At 36.1% G+C, this 17118-nt stretch carries 12 protein-coding genes; 10 read left to right on the plus strand and 2 right to left on the minus strand.

What is annotated here, in order from left to right:
* The first annotated feature begins 1 nt into the window (after window position 1).
* The 9 genes from M2306_RS15940 to M2306_RS15980 all read left to right on the plus strand — a co-directional run bounded on the left by M2306_RS15940 (window position 2) and on the right by M2306_RS15980 (window position 12400).
* Entirely contained in the window at window positions 2-2404 is a 2403-nt protein-coding gene (locus tag M2306_RS15940; protein WP_259190324.1) for an ABC transporter permease, read from the plus strand.
* 2 nt (window positions 2405-2406) lie between these two features.
* Window positions 2407-4821 (plus strand): ABC transporter permease, encoded by a 2415-nt coding sequence (locus M2306_RS15945; RefSeq protein ID WP_259190321.1) that lies wholly within the window; start codon window positions 2407-2409, stop codon window positions 4819-4821.
* Window positions 4822-4848: 27 nt separating this feature from the next.
* Window positions 4849-5658, plus strand: a complete 810-nt coding sequence (locus M2306_RS15950) for a GIN domain-containing protein (RefSeq protein ID WP_259190320.1) — start codon at window positions 4849-4851, stop codon at window positions 5656-5658.
* A gap of 73 nt (window positions 5659-5731) precedes the next feature.
* Window positions 5732-8098, plus strand: a complete 2367-nt coding sequence (locus tag M2306_RS15955) for an ABC transporter permease (RefSeq protein WP_259190318.1) — start codon at window positions 5732-5734, stop codon at window positions 8096-8098.
* Window positions 8091-9386, plus strand: a complete 1296-nt coding sequence (locus M2306_RS15960; protein WP_259190317.1) for a TolC family protein — start codon at window positions 8091-8093, stop codon at window positions 9384-9386. Before M2306_RS15955 ends, M2306_RS15960 begins: the two co-directional genes overlap by 8 nt.
* A gap of 117 nt (window positions 9387-9503) precedes the next feature.
* Window positions 9504-10634 (plus strand): Mrp/NBP35 family ATP-binding protein, encoded by a 1131-nt coding sequence (locus M2306_RS15965; RefSeq protein ID WP_002987911.1) that lies wholly within the window; start codon window positions 9504-9506, stop codon window positions 10632-10634.
* Window positions 10635-10656: 22 nt separating this feature from the next.
* Window positions 10657-10896 carry a NifU family protein gene (locus M2306_RS15970; RefSeq protein ID WP_002987908.1) on the plus strand — a complete coding sequence of 80 codons (240 nt, stop codon included), beginning with the start codon at window positions 10657-10659 and terminating at the stop codon, window positions 10894-10896.
* Window positions 10897-11006: 110 nt separating this feature from the next.
* The gene (locus M2306_RS15975; protein ID WP_060874826.1) at window positions 11007-12059 is read left to right on the plus strand and encodes an NAD(P)/FAD-dependent oxidoreductase; all 1053 of its coding nucleotides are present in this window, start codon (window positions 11007-11009) and stop codon (window positions 12057-12059) included.
* A gap of 2 nt (window positions 12060-12061) precedes the next feature.
* Entirely contained in the window at window positions 12062-12400 is a 339-nt protein-coding gene (locus M2306_RS15980; RefSeq protein WP_002987904.1) for a 2Fe-2S iron-sulfur cluster-binding family protein, read from the plus strand.
* A gap of 71 nt (window positions 12401-12471) precedes the next feature.
* On the opposite strand, the gene M2306_RS15985 is transcribed toward M2306_RS15980, so the two are convergent.
* Window positions 12472-13164 carry a DedA family protein gene (locus M2306_RS15985; RefSeq protein WP_115091881.1) on the minus strand — a complete coding sequence of 231 codons (693 nt, stop codon included), beginning with the start codon at window positions 13162-13164 and terminating at the stop codon, window positions 12472-12474.
* Between the two features lie 31 nt (window positions 13165-13195).
* Window positions 13196-14452 carry a dicarboxylate/amino acid:cation symporter gene (locus tag M2306_RS15990; protein ID WP_259190313.1) on the minus strand — a complete coding sequence of 419 codons (1257 nt, stop codon included), beginning with the start codon at window positions 14450-14452 and terminating at the stop codon, window positions 13196-13198.
* Window positions 14453-14738: 286 nt separating this feature from the next.
* Here M2306_RS15990 and M2306_RS15995 point away from each other — a divergent pair, with 286 nt between their 5' ends.
* A complete protein-coding gene (locus M2306_RS15995) occupies window positions 14739-16640 on the plus strand; it encodes a S9 family peptidase (protein WP_115091879.1) in 1902 nt (633 codons plus the stop codon).
* Window positions 16641-17118 lie beyond the last annotated feature (478 nt).

Below are 17118 nucleotides of genomic sequence, written 5' to 3' on the forward strand. Positions count from 1 at the left end.
TATGTTACAAAATTGGCTGAAAATATATCTGTATAATTGCAAGAAGCACAAAGCTTATTTCTTCCTGACGATTTTATGTTTGGCAATGGGTATAACTGCTGTTTTGCTTTCAACTTTATATATAAAAGAAGAGTCTGCTTTTGACCAATGGAATACTGCTAAAAATGAAATTTATTATGTAGAGTATAAAGGAGAGGTTTCATCCTCGGAGCATCACCCTTTTATTTTATCTAAACTTCTAAAGGAACAATATAGCTTTGTTCAAGATTATTTAGTTTATAGTGGCTATACACCAGAAAAAATTACGTATAAAGCGAAATCTTATCAAATAGACAAGGTTATACAAAGTAATCAAAGTTTTTTTGATTTTTTTCCTTATCCATTTATTTATGGGACAAAGGAGAAACTTTTTAATCATCCTCAAGAAGTAGTCTTTGATAAAGAGCAAGCTGCTTTATTATTTGGTGCCAATATAAATCCGATTGGTGAGCAGGTGTCTATTGATAATCAAATGTATACTGTGGTGGGAGTCTATGATTTAGGTGGGAAACGCAGTAGTTTTATGCCTGAGGCAGTAGTTAATGATTTTCAATTTATAGCAGAAGAAGATCTTGTTGATTGGAATTACTCCGCCTCATCCTTATTGATAAAAACTGCGAATAAAGAAAAAGCCAGTCAAGCAATTGAAGCGTTATATCAGGAGCATTTTTTAAAGCCAATGGCCAAAAAAGAACAAACTTCTTTGGAGGAATTATTAATGTTATCTGGGGGATATTACAATAAAAAAGCAAAATTATATGCCTTAGTAGATCTTCATTTTGATAAAGAAAATACAATACAAATTCCAGAAAAACCCCTTAATCCACAATTCATTTATGTTATTCTTGGATTGTCTTGGGTGCTTTTAATTTTATCTTTATTTAATTATGTAAACTTATCTCTTTCACAAGCGCTAACTAGAGCCAAAGAAGTTGGGATACGAAAGGTGTTAGGAGGTTTAAAGCAGAATAGTATTGTACAAAATTTAGTAGAAACTTTTATTACCATCTGTTTGTCATTTGTGGTTAGTTCATTTCTAACTCTGTGGATTCTGCCTTTTGCTAATACTTTTTTACTTACTCAGATTGAGATTAGGGCAAGTGATTTTATATGGTCATTTATAGGAATTTCTATTTTAATTTTACTTATCGCAGGTTTGATTCCAGCGCTTTATATCTCTAATTATAAGGTATTAAATGTGTTGAAAGGAGATTTTCATCGTAATCGTTCAGGGGCTTGGATTAAAAATATTTTTTTAATTGTACAATTTGCTATTGCCTCTTGTTTTATGATAGGGACTTATATTGTTTATGAACAAGTAAACTTTATGACACAAAAGGATTTAGGATTTCGAGGAGAACGCGTAATCAATTTCCCTTTTTTAGAACAGGAGTATGGAGGGGATAAACAAGTTAAATATGAAGCTTTTAAAGCGGAAGCACTCCAGATAAAAGGAATAGAGCAAATAGCGGTTACAGATTTAGATTATGGAAAAATAGGCTTAGGAGGTTATGCTATATTTTTTAATTATGAAGATTTGAGTTTGGATTTAAACGTTTCAAATGTAGAGGCCGGTTATTTTGAGATGATGGAGGTTAAATTAAAAGAGGGACGCTTTCTAAAGGCTAATTTTGCGAATGATAGTATTGAGAATGCTGTGATTAACGAAAGTGTTTTAGCGTTAATCCAAAAAGAAACAGCAAAAGAGGTTGTCTTAGCTAATCGTACTATTGTCGGCGTAGTTCAAGACTTTCACATCACAGGCTTAGAAGAAACCATTCGCCCGATGATGTTTGTATTACCATCAGAACAGTACAATAATTACCGTAGTGTTTCTGCAAAAGTGAATCTAGAATATCTAGAAACACTTATTCCAGAACTTGAAAAGTTATGGAATGTTTTTAATTCGGAAACGGGAAATAACTTCGAATATCAATTTGTAGATAAACAATTTGCTAGGTCGTTTGAGACCATACAAATGCAGAAGAAGGTACTGTTGTTTTTGAGCTATATAGTTGTTTTTATTGCACTTTTTGGATTATTTGCCGTATCCTCCTTTACGATTGGTACAAAATTGAAAGAAATATCCATTCGTAAAGTATTAGGTGCAGAAACAAAAAGTTTGCTTCAAAAACTATCATATCAATATGTTATTTATTGCATCATTGGTTTTGGGTTGTCTATTTTACCTAGTTATTATCTGTTGAATTTATGGTTGAAGGATTATGCCTATCGCATTGAAATTGGGTATGAAGTGTATTTGGTTTGCTTCGTACTGATGGTGTTATTAACCCTAATTATTGTTGTTAGTAGAGCATATAAAGCAACAAAAGTAAATGTACTGAAGTACATCAAATACGAATAATTATGTTACAAAATTGGCTGAAAATATATTGGGCCCATCTCATCAAAAATAAAGTGTATAGTGTGCTCACGATTTTGGGGCTTGCTATCGGCATATGGGGTGTTCTATTGTCCTATTTGTACTATAAAGAAGAGGTGCGATATGATCAGTGGAATCCATATAAGGATGAGGTTTATATTGTCAGTACAGATTTGGGGGATGGCGATGTTTGGAATTTGGCTCCCTATCCGATGGGGTCTCATCTCAAAGAAGAAAAACAGAGCATAGAAGATTATATGTACCTGTCTAATTATGTGTCTCATTTTCTAGAATTTGAAGGAGAACAACAATTTTTTACAAAGGGACTTGTTGTTCAATCTAATTTTTTTGACTTCTTTCCTTTCGAATTAGTAGAAGGGGTAAATGCACTAGATGAACCAAATAGCGTTTTGGTTTTAGATACGTATATCGAAGAAATCTTTGGATCGAATGCCCTAGGAAAGACGTTTCGTTATGATGGTGAGGTTTTTACCATCAAAGGAATTTACTCGTTTGGTGAAACACGCAGTTCGATTATGCCTACTATACTTTTTTCGGGGTTTGAGAAAAGTGTACTAGCGAATCAAATGAACTGGGGCAATTATATGGCCAGCTTATATTTGAAAATAAAAGATAAAGAACAGATTCCTCGTGTGGAGCAGTCCATGACGGATTTATTATTTGTTCATCTTTATACGCGGTTAGCCAAAGAGGAAGGTAAAACAGTAGAAGAATATTTAGAAGAGGAAGGAGATACAGTCGAATTATACCGTTTATTGCCATTAGCAGGGCAACATATGATGGAAGATACAAAGTATAATGGGACCCTTGAAACTCCATTAAATGTAAAACGATTGTATATCCTATTTGGTTTGTCATTGACTATTTTGATTTTATCTGTGGTCAATTATATTAACTTATCCATTGTTCAAAGTTTGAAAAGACATCGAGAAATGGGTATCCGTATTGTTATCGGAAGTAAATATACCACGTTGTTTTGGCAGTTGTTTTTTGAGAGTTGTTTAACTATGGGATTAGCCATGGGACTGAGTTGTGTATTGGTTGAGTTTTCAATTCCATCACTTCGAGTTTTTCTATCTTCTCAATTGAATTTTAATTGGTGGGATGGAGCCAAGGTAGGAGGGCTTTTTATGGTAATCATGAGTGCTTTTCTCGCTGGAATCTTGTTGGTTATTTTGCAAAGAAGAACCATCACCCAATTAGTAAAAGGACAAGGAAGACACGGAAACCAAAAATTTGGACTCAAGCATATAATGCTGATTATTCAATTTGCTATTGCTAGCTTCTTTATTGTTAGTACTACGATTGTATACCAACAAGTGCACTATATGTTGGAAAAGGATTTAGGTTTTACAAAAGAGCAAATCTTAATCTTGCCATTTTCGACCATAAAAACAGAAAAAGAACGGAAACTTCTCTATGATACGTATAAAGCAGAAATTTTAAAAGTATCAGGCGTGCAGTCGGTGAGTAGTTCATCCTTAGCAATAGGTGGTTATGGTTATAATTCAAGTCGAATTTTCCATCAGGGGAATGCGGTACAAGTAACCAATGTGGCGATGGACAATGATTTTTTGCAGACGATGCAAATTAAACTTGTCGAGGGGAGAGGGCTTGAAAAGGAATTAGCTTCAGATACCATCAGTAATGTATTAATTAATCAACAATTGAAGGATAAGTTTGGAGATCCGGATATTCTAAATAAAACACTGAATTGGAATGATCGTTGGTTTACTGTAATTGGTGTTGTGAATAATTATCATACAGTCAATTTAAAAACAGATTTTGAACCTATGATTTTCTTTCGTTTAGAAGTAATTCCTGGATTGTTTCAAAACGTGAATGAGTTATATGTGCGATTTACTACACCAAATGGAGAGCAGATCATTGATGAGGTGGAAAAGATATATGCAAAACTGGGTGTATCAACCTATCCTTTTACCTATGAATTTTTAGATCAACGGTTTGAACGACTTTTTAAAAGTAGTATACAAGAGCGAAATATCCTATTGGTGTTAAGTGGCATTGTCATCTTTATTGCGCTATTTGGACTTTATAGTGTGGCTTCTTTTACAATTGCTAACCAATACAAAGAAATTGCCATTCGCAAAGTATTAGGGGCATCGAATAAAGAACAAATGAAACAATTATCACAGCGCTATATCGTGTTAGGCGTATTCGGATTTGCCCTCTCTATTTACCCGAGTTACTATTTTATGAATGCTTGGTTGGATGAGTACGTCTTTCGTATTGAGATTCATTGGAGCAATTTCGTTCTAGCCTTTCTATTCTTAATGCTGTTGACCTTCTTGACGGTATTTATTAAAGTTCGTCAAGCAGTCCGCGTCAATGTATTGCAACACATTAAATATGAATAAAGTAAAATAAACTAAAAAGTAAAAAATATGAAAAAATTAGCCTTAGTCTTCCTATTAATCGGAAGTACCGTATTTGCACAAAAGCAAGAAAAAAGACAAGTAGCAGATTTTTCTGCCATTAAAGTATCACAAAGTATTCAGTTGGATTTCACCTATGGAGGAAGCAAATCCGTTGAAGTACACGTAGAGGATAAAGAAGATATGCAGTATGTGAAAACAGAAGTGAAAAATGGTGTTTTACATGTATTTATTGACACACCTAAGGGATTGTTTAATCACCGATTAAGCGCTGTTCAAGTACAAGTGAGTAACCCAAAATTATCAGGGGCTTATGTTTCTTCTTCAGCTAGCATGAATGTCGTAAATAAAGTGTTGACGAAAGATTTTGCTCTAACAGCGAGTAGCTCTGGGAAATTTAAAGGAAACTTAGTACAAGCAGATAATGTAAGTATTGAGGCTAGTTCATCAGCGAAAGTAGAAGGGAAATTTGAAGTGGCAAATAATACAGCAATTGATGTGAGTTCCTCAGCGAAAGTGGATTTGGATTTAAAAGGAAATAAAGTGGATATGGCTGCTAGTAGTTCCGCTAAAATTGAAGTAGATGGATCAGCAAAAGCAGTGGTAGCCAAAGTATCAAGCTCAGGGAAGATTGATGGAAAAGACTTGGCTGTAAAAACACTAGATGGTAAAGCGAGCTCATCTGGTATGATCTCTTTAACCGTAGCAGATGAAGTGAGAGGAAAGGCAAGTTCGTCTGGAAAAATAACGGTTTATGGAACAGCGTCTTTAGTTGAGGTGAAAAAATCATCAGGAGGAAAAATTGAAAAAATAAACTAATACAAATAACTATATGATTTCGAATTGGTTAAAGCTATATCTCTGGCATTTTAAAAAAAATGTTTGGTTTTCAATGCTCAATATACTAGGGCTGGCATTAGGTATTGCCGCACTAATTATAGTACTGTTCTATTGGAAAAATGAACATAGCTTTGACCAATGGAATCCCTATAAAAATAAAGTTTATGAAGTAGAAGGAACGGCAGAATCCTATTTTAAAAATTGGTTTCCTGCGCCTATTGCCAACCAACTGGATCAAGCTTCTTCTATTATTGAAGCATATAACTTTAGCTATATGTCTTTCAATTTGATGAGTGTGGTGGTGGAAGGAAGAGCCGATTTTTTATACGAAATCGACGAGCGACAAGCGAACTTCTTCGAGTTTTTTCCTTTTACAACTGTGTTTGGAAGCCCAGAAGATTACAAACAAAATTACAAAGACGCATTAGCTTTAGAAAAGAAAGAAGCTGCGCGTTTGTTTGGCGAGGGTATTGATCCTACAGGAAAACTCGTACAATTAGACAATGGAAAAGTACTAACGGTTCGATTTGTGTTTGAAATACCCGGAAATAGTTCTGTGGAGTTTAAAGGACTAACTTCTTATTTGACAGAAAGTCAAATAGCCTATAATCGTGCTGATAATTGGGGAGATCACAACTATAAGGTGCTCATCAAGCTAAAAGATGGGGTTGGAATAGACGAAGTAGAAAAGCAATTACATGAAGTGTTTTACAAGGAAATCACGCAGTTATATGCTCAACAAGAAGGGGTTTCTGTTGAAGAATTGAAAGAAAAGATGAAAGGCTTCATGGTGTTGAATTACAATAAGCTGAGCGGGGTTTATTTAAATCCAAAATCAATGGGATTAGGAGCAGGGCCTACTGCAAGTAAAATTGTAAATATTATGTTGGTTTCTGCCATTTTGCTCTTGGTGTTAGCCTTGATTAATGCAATCAACCTTGCATTAGTTCAAAGCTTTAAACGCGCCAAAGAAATTGGTATTCGAAAATCCATCGGAAGTACACGCAATCAGTTGATGAGACAAATGATGTTTGAGGCAGGAATTACAACTGTACTCTCTTTTGCAGTAGCGCTGGTTCTTGTTGAATTAGGAATGCCTTATTTTAATAGGCTAGTTAATCGAACGCTTGAAGCTGATTTTCTATCCTTAGGGACACTTATTGGCGTACTTGTACTTGGGGTATACTTGCTCTTGGGCGTTTTACCCAGTCTCTTTGTCGTTTCTTTCGATGCAATTAAAGTGTTGAAAGGCAACTTTGTTCGAAGTAAATCAGGCATGCGTTTGCGCAATAGCCTATTGATTTTTCAATTTGTGATTGCGTTTTTCTTTTTGTCTACGGCTATTTTTGTCCAAAAACAAGTCAACCATATCTTGCAGGAAGATTTAGGATTCAATGGCAATCAAGTGGTCAACATTCGCTTTAAGGTCAAAGATGAAAACCAACGAAATAGCATCTATCAACGCGTAGAAGCCGATTTGCAAAAAATAGAAGGAGTCAAAGCAACCGTAAATCATTCCATGTTAATGGGAGTAGGTTATGGGAGTAGTTCAAATAATAAGATTGCAGAAGCTTCTGTTCAAAGTGAAAATGTACCTGTAGGCTATGATTTTCTAAAAGTATTCGACGGTCAATTGGTAGAAGGCCGATTTTTCGATCGCGCTTTTGCATCGGATAGCATCAATAAAATTGTCGTTAACGAAACGTATAAAAGACATTTTAATTTTTCTGATGGAATTATAGGGAAAAAGATGAGGTGGAATGGACGTGATTTTGAAATTATTGGTGTCGTAAAAGACATGAAAATTGAAGGATTTGCTCAGGCAATTCCACCAGTAACCTATTTTATGACCAATTCAGTAGGTTGGTTTTCTGGGCTTATTGAGAACATCTCCATAAAAATAGAACCTACGAATGTGCAACAAACACTAAATCAATTGGAAGCTTTTTGGAGTAAACGGGTAGAGTCTACCTATCCCATGCAATATGAGTTTGCCAATGTTGAATTTGCAGAAAGCTATCAGAAAACCCTATATCAACGTACCTTATTTTTGTGTTTGATGGGAGTATCGATGTTTATCGCCCTATTTGGGTTGATGGCCATTGTTTCTTTTAGTATTGAAAGTCGATTAAAAGAAATTGCTATTCGCAAAGTACTTGGAGCAAATAGAAGGGAGCTTATTGTGAATTTATCCATTCGTTTCTTGGTGTATTGTATGCTGGGATTTGTTCTTTCCATATACCCCGTTTACTATTTAATTCAGCTGTGGTTAGCAGATTTTGTTTACCGTATTGAACTTTCTATTTGGCCTTTTTTACTTGCTTTTGTGGGGTTAACCCTATTTTCTATGGTTTTAGTGTTATGGAAATCTACCCGAGCAACACGTATTAATACTTTGAAGTATATCAATTATGAATAAGAATTTCTATTTGATGATAGGGCTGCTTTTCGCACCTCTTCTTTTTGCACAAGAAAAATGGACCCTACAGGATTGCTTAGCTCTAGGGCAAGAACATAGTTATGAGTTAATGCTTGCTCAATTAGAACGACAAGTAGTGGAGGTACAGCAACAAAGTATGGCGTCATACTATTTACCGGATGTTGGGGTAAATGCTTCTCAAAGTTTTAATTATGGGTCTGCAATTAATCCAATGACGAATACGAGAGTGAGTTCGAATATTCAATCGTTGCAAACTTCCGTTGATGCTTCTGTTCGTTTATTTGATTGGTCTGATTACATGGATCGACAGATGAAAAAACTGAATACATCCTATGCGGGATTACAAGAAGAGGAAATCAAGTTTCACTATCAACAGCGTATCTTGGATCTGTTTTTTAAGATTATTGGAACACAAGAATACTATAAGTTACAAACACTGCAATTGAAGAATAGTCAATTGAATTTTGATCGTGTGGTAAAGGAAGTCGAAGCCGGTGCCAAACCACAAAGTGATCAATATGATATTGAATACCTGTACAACAAGGAGCAAATTAGCATGCAAGAGACCTTGGACGAATTGGCTAATCAAAAACTGCAATTGGTTCAACTCTTGGACTTGCAAACAAAGCTAACCGTCGATTTTGAGTTAGTGTTTGAAAAGGAATTTGTTGGATGGAATTCGGATTATGAATTCAATCCTGTTTTGGAAAAAGTACGGCTATATCAAACGCTTTTAGAGACAGAAAAAAAGAGCTTGCGAGCCAAAAATTACCCTCGATTAACGGGGAGCTATCAATTTGGAACGTTCTATTCCAAACCCTTTAATACCAGTTTAGATTGGCAGGTGGAATCGTTCTCTAGGCAGTTTGGAGATAATAAAAGTCACTATGTTGGAATAGGCATGAGTATTCCTATTTTTCAGGGAGGAAATGTGACCAGACAACTGCGTAAAAACAAAGTAGAAAGAGAGCTTAATGCATTGAAAATAAAGGATAAAGAGCAATGGGTTCAGAAGGAAAATGAGTTGTTGATTCAAGAAATAAATCAAGTTGGAAATCGTACGGAAAGCTTGCAAAGTAGTATTCAATTGGCTCAAAAATCCTTTCAGACCACACAGGTAAAATATGAAAACGGCAAGGCAGATATCTTCTCTTTTAATGCCGCTAAAAATCAATTGCTAGGTGCGGAATTTGCTCTAGTTCAGAACGAAATAAAACAAGTGTTTTTAGTTAAAAAAAGAGCGCTAAATTATGCGAATCACCTCTAATATCAAGTAGGCGAGGGGTTTGTATTTAGAATATATTAACATCTAAATTTCAAATATAACTGCTATATTTGCGTAAGTCAAGATTTATAGTAAAATATTGAAAACTAATCGCATATAATGAAATTAGATAGAAAAGATATTCTGAAGGCATTAGAGAGCATCACTATTGCTGGAGAAGGAAAAAATATGGTTGAAAGTGGGGCAGTTAGCAACGTAATGACCTTTGGAGATGAGGTAGTTGTTGATTTAGTATTATCAACCCCTGCTTTACACATTAAGAAAAGAGCAGAAGTAGATGTGATGAAAGTGATACACGAACAAGTGTATGAAAAAGCAAAAGTAAAAGTAAATATAAAAGTTGAAACTCCTGAAAAACCAGAAATTAAAGGAAAAGCAATTCCAGGTATTAAAAATATCGTTGCGATTTCTTCTGGAAAAGGTGGGGTTGGAAAATCTACCGTTACAGCTAATATTGCTGCAAGTTTAGCTAATATGGGCTTTAGCGTTGGAGTTTTAGATGCCGATATCTATGGGCCTTCGATGCCTATTATGTTTGACGTAGAAAATGCAAAACCAATCTCTGTTGAGGTGGATGGACGTTCAAAAATGAAACCGATCACTTCTTACGGTGTAGAGCTTTTATCTATTGGATTCTTTACCAAAGCAGATCAAGCGATCATTTGGAGAGGACCGATGGCTGCCAAAGCATTAAATCAGATGATTTTTGATGCAGACTGGGGCGAATTAGACTTCTTATTATTGGATTTACCTCCAGGAACAGGTGATATTCACTTGTCTATCATGCAATCTTTACCGGTAACAGGTGCCGTTGTGGTATCTACTCCTCAAGCAGTTGCTCTTGCAGATGCGAAAAAAGGAGTATCGATGTTCAACTCAGAAAGCATCAATGTACCTGTATTAGGGATTGTTGAAAATATGGCGTACTTCACACCTGAAGAATTGCCAAATAACAAATACTATATTTTTGGAGAAAATGGAGCAAAGAACTTGGCTGCAGACTTACAAGTGCCATTCTTAGGAGAAGTTCCTATTGTTCAAAGTATTAGAGAAGCAGGTGACTTCGGTCGTCCAGCGGCTTTACAAAAAGAAACAATCGTTGCGAAAGTGTTCGAAGAAATCAGCAGAAATGTTGTAGAACAAGTTGTAATGCGCAATGATTCCTTGCCACCAACAGAGGCAATTAAAATCACAACTATGGCTGGATGTTCAGCAGTAGGAAAAAAATAAAACCATTTCATAGATTAAATATATGGCATCAGAAACTATCAGAGAAAACGTTATGAAGGCGTTAGACGAGATTCGCCCGTTTTTGCAAACCGATGGAGGAGATATTACATTAATTGATATAGTTGATGACAAACACGTGAAAGTTCGCTTAGAAGGTGCTTGTACAGCTTGCAGTGTGAATCAAATGACATTGAGTGCAGGGGTTGAAACTACAATTAAAAAATATGCACCAGAAATCGAGACGGTAGTTAATGTTGGATAAAAATAACAAGTCAACTATCTGCTAAAGCATTTGATGTCTTTGTAGAGGGTTGACTTTTATCATTTTTAATAAACATTACAAAGGATACCTTTGTATTAAAGAACTACATCATGATTGAAACCGATATAATTATTATTGGAGCTGGACCAACAGGTCTATTTGCTGTTTTTGAAGCAGGCTTATTAAAGTTAAAATGTCATATTATTGACGGATTGCCTCAACCAGGAGGTCAGTTAACTGAGCTTTACCCTAAAAAACCTATTTTTGATATCCCTGGATATCCTACCGTAGGAGCAGCAGAATTAATCGATAATTTAATGGAGCAAATCAAGCAATTTCAACCAGGATTCACCCTAAATGAAGTTGCTGAATCAATTGAAAAACAAGAAGACGGTACGTTTATCGTTACTACAAATAAAGGGACGAAACACCACGGAAAAGCAGTGGCTATTGCTGGAGGTTTAGGTTCATTTGAACCGCGTAAACCAGAACTAGAAAACTTGGCGTATTATGAAGATAAAGGCGTGGAGTATTTCGTGAAAAAACCAGAAATGTTTGCTGGTAAGCACATCGTAATCGCAGGTGGAGGTGACTCTGCACTAGATTGGAGTATTTACTTAGCTGATGTGGCAGAGAAAGTTTATTTAGTACATAGACGTAACGAATTCAGAGGGGCTTTAGATTCTGTAGAGAAAGTACAAGCACTGAAAGATCAAGGGAAAATTCATTTAATCACTCCAGCAGAAATCGTTGAACTTAAAGGAACAACGAGATTGGATGCTGTAGTTGTGGAATGTGATGGAGAACGTCACGATGTTCCATGTGATTATTTTATTCCTTTGTTTGGGTTAACACCTAAATTAGGTCCAATCGCAGATTGGGGATTAGAGATTGAGAAAAATGCGATTAAAGTAAATAACGCATTAGATTATCAAACGAATATTCCTGGAATTTATGCAATTGGGGATATTAATACCTACCCAGGGAAGTTGAAGTTGATTTTATGTGGATTCCACGAAGCAACTTTAATGTGTCAAAGCGTATATAATATGCTGAATCCTGGTAAGAAATACGTGTTGAAATATACTACTGTTTCAGGTATTAATGGATTTGATGGTACACGCAAGGAAGCGGAGAAAGCGGTTGTTAAATCAATTGAATAATCATGTCAGCAGATATTAAAATTACAATTATTGATAGAGAAGGTGTAGAACACGTAGTGGATGCACCAACGGATATGAGTATGAATATCATGGAGGTTGTTCGCGCTTACGAATTAGCACCAGAAGGTACTATTGGTATTTGTGGTGGAATGGCTATGTGCGCTTCTTGTCAGTGTTATGTACACAACGCTGATGATGTGGAGTTACCAGAAATGAATCCGGATGAAGAGGCGATGCTTTGGGAGGCCTTAAATGTCAAAGATAATAGCCGTTTAGGTTGTCAGATTGGTATTGCTCCAGAGCTTGAAGGGTTGATTGTAGAATTAGCTCCAGCAGAATAATCCAAAGAAAGCGTTGAATACGCTATGAATCCATAAAAAAAAGCGACGTGTAAACGTCGCTTTTTTATTTTTTATTCTTCTGTTACTGTATCGCTTTTCTTTCTTTTAGCCAATTTAATGATGATTGGTAAAGTAGTAGCTAACACTAAGAACAATACGATATATTCGATGTAATCTTTTAAGTTGATTCCGTAGCTGTCTAATAGCCAAACTTGTAGGTAGTGTCCTGCAAAGATCAACGTTGTTGCCCATAAAAATGAACTGATTACGTTGTATACCATGAAGCGTTTAATATCCATGCGAACAATTCCAGCAATGATAGGAGCGAAGGTTCTTACAACGGGTAAAAAACGAGCAAAGATAATCGCTCTTCCACCATGTCTTTCAAAGAATACTTTTGATTCGTATAAGTATTTTTTCTTGTATATGAAGTTGTCTTTTACGTTGTAGAGGTAATTCCCGCTCTTGGCGCCAAACCAATAGCCAAAAGTATTACCGAGAATCCCGGCGAAGGCAACCAAGGTTGATAGTAGGGCTACATTTAAGAAATCGCTTTCGATTTGAAACAATTCTTGCATTAAAGCAGTACTGTAGATACCTGCTAAAAACAGTAAACTATCTCCTGGTAGAAAGAAACCAGCAAATAAACCTGTTTCAGCAAATACAATAAAAAGTACAACGTAGATTCCAATAGAATGCCCCGCAATCTCTAAATTGATATAGAACTCAGGATTGATTAATTGTGAGATGTGAAATTCGTCCATAGTTTGTTTTTATTCTGTCTTATCGTGTTTTTTAATTCTCAGTCAATGTTGTTGGTGTTGGGTTATTATCGTTGTTTTCAAATTTATCAATAGAAGCTGTAGATAACGCATTACCTAATACGTTAGTCATACTTCTTCCCATATCACAGAAGTGGTCAATCGGTAAAATAAAGGCAATTCCTTCGGGTGGAATATTAAACATAGCACACGTGGCTACAATAACGATTAGAGAAGCACGTGGTACCCCTGCAACCCCTTTACTTGTTACCATTAAGACCAATAACATTAATATCTGATCACCGAGTGTCATCGGCACATCGTAAATCTGTGCAATAAAGATACTGGCGAAGGTTAAGTACATCATACTTCCGTCCAGGTTAAATGAATAACCAAGAGGTAAAGTAAATGATACAATTTTTGGAGAACAACCAAATTTATTCAACTGTTCTACAAGCTTAGGGAATACGGCTTCACTACTGGTTGTAGAGAAGGCAATTAATAAAGGCTCTTTAATTGTCTTTAACAGGCGCCAAACTTCTTTTCCGAGGATTAGGTACCCAACGAGGATTAAAACCGCCCACAGGACAATTAAACCACTTACAAAGGCCAATAAATATTTAGCGTAGGTGTAGAAGATGCTTAAACCATACAGAGCAACAGCGCTTGCAATAGCACCTAAAACCCCTAATGGAGCTGTCCACATGATGTAAGTCACCATTTTTAGTACAACTTCTGCAATGCGATCAAATAATTTGATCACTACTTTCCCTTTCTTCCCGATACTCGCCAAAGCGATTCCGAAAAAGACAGCAAAAACTACAATTTGAAGGATCTCATTATGAGCAAAAGCGTCAAAAATACTTTTAGGAATTAAGTGTTCAATGAAGGATTGAAGACTTAACGCGTTTGTTCTCGTCAATAAATCGTTCGCTGACGAGGTATTGTCTAAGTTGAAATTCGCATTCGCTCCGGGCTTAAACCAATTGACAAGGATTAGTCCAATTCCTAAAGAAACCAAGGAAGCTGTAATAAACCATCCCATTGCTTTCGCTCCCACTCGACCTACCATTTTCATATCGCCCATCTTCGCAATCCCTACAACAAGTGTACAGAAAACCAAAGGAGCAATAATCATTTGAACCAATCGAATAAAGACGGTCCCTAGTAATTTAATGTTTTGTGAAAAACCGGCAACGTATTCAGGAAGTGAGTAATGAATGATACTCCCGAAGATAACACCTAAAACTAAGGCGATGATGATAGCAATAAAAAGTTTATTGTTTTTCATAGGTGAAAAAATTTGTCCGTGAAAATAGTTATTATTTTTATAATAATTCTATGTTTTAGATAAAAATAACACTTCAAATTGTATTCCAATCTAGCTGAATCTTAATGTTTTTTTTCGATTTGTTACATATTTGGTGGATAAACGAGGTGAATTTGTAGGTGAATTTGTGATTTTTTCTAAGTTTTGAATGAAGACCTTCTGTCATTGTTTAACAGTTTGAGGAGGATAAGCTTCTGATTTAATCAAAAGAAAACAGTAAATTTACCGCTCAATAAACCTACTGAATATGAAAAAAATAGTTTTATTCGCTTTGAGTTTAGCCTGTTTCAACGTGTTTGCTCAAGATGTAATGACAAAAGAACTCTTGTGGAAATTAGGAAGAGTGAGTCCTGTGGGAATCTCAAAGGACGGGAAGAACCTTATTTATAAGGTGACTCATGCTAATGTGGAAGAGAATAGTTTTGATTCTAAAACGTATCAGATTCCATTAACAGGAGGAAAACCTGTAGCCATTGAAAGCTATAAAGATCTAGTAAGCGATGCAACTATTTCGCCTGATGGAAAACACATTGTGTTTGATGAAACTGTAAAAATCAACAATGTTTTAGGAAAAGATTTATACCCAACGATGCAAAAAGCAGATGCTTATGTATTTGATGGATTAGACTACAGACATTGGGATACTTGGAATGATGGAACACACAATCACGTGTTTTATGCAGCAAAGGATAATAAAGACAACAAAATTGATATCATGCAAGGGGAACCGTATGATGCTCCTCAAAAACCATTTGGTGGTGGAGAAGATTACGTATGGGCACCTGATGGAAAATCAATTGTGTATGTTTCTAAAAAGAAATTTGGAACAGATTACGCGTTAAGCACGAATACAGATTTGTACCAATATGATCTAGCGACAAAACAAACTAAAAACTTGACAGCATCAAATGTTGGGTATGATACACATCCTACTTATTCGCCACAAGGTCACTTGACTTGGTTGCAAATGAAACGCGACGGGTATGAAGCGGATAAGAATGATATCATCGTACGCATGGGTGATGTGGAGCAAAACCTAACAGCAAACTGGGACGGAACTGTAGATAGCTACCAGTGGAGCAAAGACGGAAGCAAAGTGTATTTCGTAGCTGCAGTTGGCGGAACAGTGCAATTGTTTGAAGTAAACTTCCCAGGATTAAAACGCATCGCACCAGTAGTTAGACAATTGACAGATGGTAACTTTGACGTTACTGGAATCGTTGGACTTGACGGAGATAAAGTGGTGTTGACTCGTACAGATTTTAACCATGCAACAGAAATTTTTTCGTATGACTTAAAGAAAAAATCATGGAATCAAATTACGAAAGTAAACGACGAAATTTATTCGAAAATTGCGTTGAGTAAAAGTGAAAAACGCATCGTAAAAACGGTAGATGGAAAAGACATGGTGACGTGGGTTGTTTATCCGCCAAACTTTGATCCTAATAAAAAATACCCAACCTTATTATACGCACAAGGAGGACCACAATCTGCTTTATCTCAATTTTATTCGTTCCGTTGGAACTTCCAATTGATGGCTGCTGAAGGCTATATCATCGTAGCACCAAACCGCAGAGGTATGCCAGGACACGGTGTAGAGTGGAACGAAGCAATTAGTAAAGATTGGGGAGGAAAACCAATGCAAGATTACTTAGCAGCAATTGATGATGTTGCAAAAGAAAACTATGTAGACAAGGCTCGTTTAGGAGCAATCGGAGCGAGCTACGGAGGATATTCAGTATTCTATTTAGCTGGAATCCACGAAAATCGCTTTAAAACATTCATTTCTCACTGTGGAGTATTTGACTTAGTGAGCATGTATGGAACAACAGAAGAAGTATTCTTCCCTAATTTTGATACAGGTGGAGCATACTGGGAAAAAGACAATAAAGATGCACAAAATGCAATCCAAAACTTTAACCCAATCAACAATGTAGATAAGTGGAATACACCAATCTTGATCATTCAAGGAGGTAAAGATTACCGCGTGCCAATTGGACAAGGACAAGAGGCATTCCAAGCAGCGCAGTTAAGAGGAATCAAAAGTAGATTCTTGTACTTACCAGAGGAAAATCACTGGGTAGTACAACCGCAAAACGCACAAGTTTGGCAAGGTGAATTCTTCCGTTGGTTGAAAGAAACATTATAAGCTGATTCATTAGAATCACAGAAAAAAGAGAGTTGCTCAATCAGCAACTCTCTTTTTTTATGTGTATCTGGCACTTATGACCAATGAAATAGAGGAGTAGTCCTCTTTTTTTGTGTCCTTTTTCTTGGGGATACATCGGATTTACTGTTGGTCTCCTTCGACATTCCTTGGACTTTCCTTGGAGTATACTCGGTAAAAGAGGGGTTTTGTCGAAGGAATGTCGAAGGAAAGTCCTCGGAATCTCCAAGCAAGGTCTACGAAAAGCGTATAGTATGTCGAAGTATTGTCCGGAGAAAGTAGATGCACAACCGAAGAAATGAAGTTTTTAGAGAGGGCTTCGTTTCGAATCAAAAGAAAAAAAGTAGCATGGAGTAATACCATCCCCAAACCTAAAAATAAAAGGGAAGAGCAGATTAATCCGATTAAATAGTTAGACTAGATGGTGTTGATGGTGGTCATGGGGAAGGGTTTTTCTACT

The organism is Myroides gitamensis (assembly GCF_029894455.1).
Taxonomy (GTDB): domain Bacteria; phylum Bacteroidota; class Bacteroidia; order Flavobacteriales; family Flavobacteriaceae; genus Flavobacterium; species Flavobacterium odoratum.

What these genes read in the sequence shown, in the direction of transcription:
- M2306_RS15960 (WP_259190317.1), top strand. Translation starts at nt 8,091, where the DNA reads ATGAATAAGAATTTCTATTTGATGATAGGGCTGCTTTTCGCACCTCTT.
- M2306_RS15970 (WP_002987908.1), top strand. Translation starts at nt 10,657, where the DNA reads ATGGCATCAGAAACTATCAGAGAAAACGTTATGAAGGCGTTAGACGAG.
- M2306_RS15995 (WP_115091879.1), top strand. Translation starts at nt 14,739, where the DNA reads ATGAAAAAAATAGTTTTATTCGCTTTGAGTTTAGCCTGTTTCAACGTG.
- M2306_RS15945 (WP_259190321.1), top strand. Translation starts at nt 2,407, where the DNA reads ATGTTACAAAATTGGCTGAAAATATATTGGGCCCATCTCATCAAAAAT.
- M2306_RS15980 (WP_002987904.1), top strand. Translation starts at nt 12,062, where the DNA reads ATGTCAGCAGATATTAAAATTACAATTATTGATAGAGAAGGTGTAGAA.
- M2306_RS15985 (WP_115091881.1), bottom strand. Translation starts at nt 13,164, where the DNA reads ATGGACGAATTTCACATCTCACAATTAATCAATCCTGAGTTCTATATC.
- M2306_RS15975 (WP_060874826.1), top strand. Translation starts at nt 11,007, where the DNA reads ATGATTGAAACCGATATAATTATTATTGGAGCTGGACCAACAGGTCTA.
- M2306_RS15950 (WP_259190320.1), top strand. Translation starts at nt 4,849, where the DNA reads ATGAAAAAATTAGCCTTAGTCTTCCTATTAATCGGAAGTACCGTATTT.
- M2306_RS15955 (WP_259190318.1), top strand. Translation starts at nt 5,732, where the DNA reads ATGCTCAATATACTAGGGCTGGCATTAGGTATTGCCGCACTAATTATA.
- M2306_RS15965 (WP_002987911.1), top strand. Translation starts at nt 9,504, where the DNA reads ATGAAATTAGATAGAAAAGATATTCTGAAGGCATTAGAGAGCATCACT.
- M2306_RS15990 (WP_259190313.1), bottom strand. Translation starts at nt 14,452, where the DNA reads ATGAAAAACAATAAACTTTTTATTGCTATCATCATCGCCTTAGTTTTA.
- M2306_RS15940 (WP_259190324.1), top strand. Translation starts at nt 2, where the DNA reads ATGTTACAAAATTGGCTGAAAATATATCTGTATAATTGCAAGAAGCAC.